Annotated in this window: 1 rRNA gene; it reads left to right on the top strand. The window is 49.4% G+C overall.

Features of this window, described 5'->3' with window-relative positions:
- The first annotated feature begins 162 nt into the window (after positions 1-162).
- Positions 163-3,086 (top strand): 23S ribosomal RNA (locus IV81_RS09115).
- Positions 3,087-3,090 lie beyond the last annotated feature (4 nt).

The raw sequence follows: 3,090 nt of genomic DNA, 5'->3' as shown, positions 1-3,090 counted from the left end.
TTTTGTTCTTTGAAAACTGAATAATATCTATAATTTTCTAATTTTAATTGTTAATCATAATTAAACCGAGAGAAAACCGCGTAATTTAAAGAGTTATAAAACAAGATTAGTTCTAATATTAATCGCTAAACTCAATTAATCACTTTACCGTAGGTAAAGATAGGTTAAGTTAGGAAGGGCGCATGGTGAATGCCTTGGTACTAGGAGCCGATGAAGGACGGGACTAACACCGATATGCCTCGGGGAGCTGTAAGTAAGCTTTGATCCGGGGATTTCCGAATGGGGCAACCCAATAGTTTTAATCGACTATTATCCGTAGCTGAATTCATAGGCTATGTGAAGGTAAACGTGGGGAACTGAAACATCTCAGTACCCATAGGAACAGAAAGAAAATTCGATTCCCTGAGTAGCGGCGAGCGAAACGGGAACAGCCCAAACCAAGAAGCTTGCTTCTTGGGGTTGTAGGACTGAACATTTGAGTTACCAAAGAGTTTGATAGCTGAATGACCTGGGAAGGTCAGCCAGAGTGGGTGATAGCCCCGTAAGTTAAATCAAACTCCCTCAGTTCAGGATCCTGAGTACGGCGGAGCACGTGAAATTCCGTCGGAATCCGGGAGGACCATCTCCCAAGGCTAAATACTACCTAGTGACCGATAGTGAACCAGTACCGTGAGGGAAAGGTGAAAAGCACCCCGGAAGGGGAGTGAAACAGTTCTTGAAACCATGTGCCTACAAAAAGTCAGAGCCCGTTAATGGGTGATGGCGTGCCTTTTGTAGAATGAACCGGCGAGTTACGTTCGTATGCCAGGTTAAGTTGAAGAGACGGAGCCGAAGCGAAAGCGAGTCTGAAGAGGGCGACTTAAGTATGCGGATGTAGACCCGAAACCAAGTGACCTACCCATGTCCAGGTTGAAGGTGCGGTAAAACGCACTGGAGGACCGAACTCGTGTACGTTGAAAAGTGCTGAGATGAGGTGTGGGTAGCGGTGAAATTCCAAACGAACTTGGAGATAGCTGGTTCTCTCCGAAATAGCTTTAGGGCTAGCCTCGGAATTAGGATCGTGGAGGTAGAGCCACTGTTTGGACTAGGGGCCCGTCATGGGTTACCGAATTCAGATAAACTCCGAATGCCATCGATTTATGTCCGGGAGTCAGACGGTGAGTGATAAGATCCATCGTCGAAAGGGGAACAGCCCAGACCACCAGTTAAGGTCCCTAAATATATGTTAAGTGGAAAAGGATGTGGAGTTGCATAGACAACTAGGATGTTGGCTCAGAAGCAGCCACCATTTAAAGAGTGCGTAATAGCTCACTAGTCGAGTGATCCTGCGCCGAAAATGTACCGGGGCTTAAACATATTACCGAGACTGTGGATGCCACCATTAGGTGGCGTGATAGGAGAGCGTTCTAAGGGCGATGAAGGCAGACCGTGAGGACTGTTGGAGCGCTTAGAAGTGAGAATGCCGGTATGAGTAGCGAAAGATAGGTGAGAATCCTATCCACCGTATGACTAAGGTTTCCTGGGGAAGGCTCGTCCTCCCAGGGTTAGTCGGGACCTAAGCCGAGGCCGAGAGGCGTAGGCGATGGATAACAGGTTGATATTCCTGTACTAGTTAAACTTGTTTGAACAATGGAGGGACGCAGTAGGCTAAGGAAAGCACCCAGCTGGAAACGGGTGTCCAAGCAGTAAGTCTGAAGAAGAGTCAAATGCTTTTCTTCTTAAGGACAAGCTGTGATGGGGAGTGAAATTTAAGTAACGAAGTTCCTGACGTCACACTGCCGAGAAAAGCTTCTAGTTAGAGTTTAGCTACCCGTACCGCAAACCGACACAGGTAGTCGAGGAGAGTATCCTAAGGTGAGCGAGAGAACTCTCGTTAAGGAACTCGGCAAAATGACCCCGTAACTTCGGGAGAAGGGGTGCTGATCGCAAGATCAGCCGCAGTGAAAAGGCCCAGGCGACTGTTTATCAAAAACACAGGTTTCTGCAAAATCGTAAGATGACGTATAGGGGCTGACGCCTGCCCGGTGCTGGAAGGTTAAGGGAATGAGTTAGCGTAAGCGAAGCTCTGAACTGAAGCCCCAGTAAACGGCGGCCGTAACTATAACGGTCCTAAGGTAGCGAAATTCCTTGTCGGGTAAGTTCCGACCCGCACGAAAGGCGTAACGATCTGGGCACTGTCTCAACGAGAGACTCGGTGAAATTATAATACCCGTGAAGATGCGGGTTACCCGCGACAGGACGGAAAGACCCCATGGAGCTTTACTGTAACTTGATATTGAGTGTTTGTACAGCTTGTACAGGATAGGTAGGAGCCGTAGAATCCGGAACGCTAGTTTCGGAGGAGGCAATGGTGGGATACTACCCTCGTTGTATGAACCCTCTAACCCGCGCCACTAAGCGTGGCGGGAGACAGTGTCTGGTGGGCAGTTTGACTGGGGCGGTCGCCTCCTAAAGAGTAACGGAGGCGCCCAAAGGTTCCCTCAGAATGGTTGGAAATCATTCGTAGAGTGTAAAGGCAGAAGGGAGCTTGACTGCGAGACAGACAGGTCGAGCAGGGACGAAAGTCGGGCTTAGTGATCCGGTGGTACCGTATGGAAGGGCCATCGCTCAACGGATAAAAGCTACCCTGGGGATAACAGGCTTATCTCCCCCAAGAGTTCACATCGACGGGGAGGTTTGGCACCTCGATGTCGGCTCATCGCATCCTGGGGCTGTAGTCGGTCCCAAGGGTTGGGCTGTTCGCCCATTAAAGCGGTACGCGAGCTGGGTTCAGAACGTCGTGAGACAGTTCGGTCCCTATCCGTCGCGGGCGTAGGAAATTTGAGAGGCGCTGTCCTTAGTACGAGAGGACCGGGATGGACACACCGCTGGTGTACCAGTTGTTCCGCCAGGAGCATCGCTGGGTAGCTATGTGTGGATGAGATAAACGCTGAAAGCATCTAAGTGTGAAACTCACCTCAAGATTAGATTTCCCATTGCCTTCGGGCAAGTAAGACCCCTGAAAGATGATCAGGTAGATAGGCTAGAAGTGGAAGTGTAGTGATACATGGAGCGGACTAGTACTAATCGGTCGAGGACTTAACCAAGTAG

Origin of the sequence: Pediococcus stilesii, from assembly GCF_001437075.1 — a bacterium.
In the GTDB taxonomy this organism is placed as follows: domain Bacteria; phylum Bacillota; class Bacilli; order Lactobacillales; family Lactobacillaceae; genus Pediococcus; species Pediococcus stilesii.
Note: the sequence above shows the minus strand (reverse complement) of the source record. Positions and strands in the feature narration are given on the sequence as shown.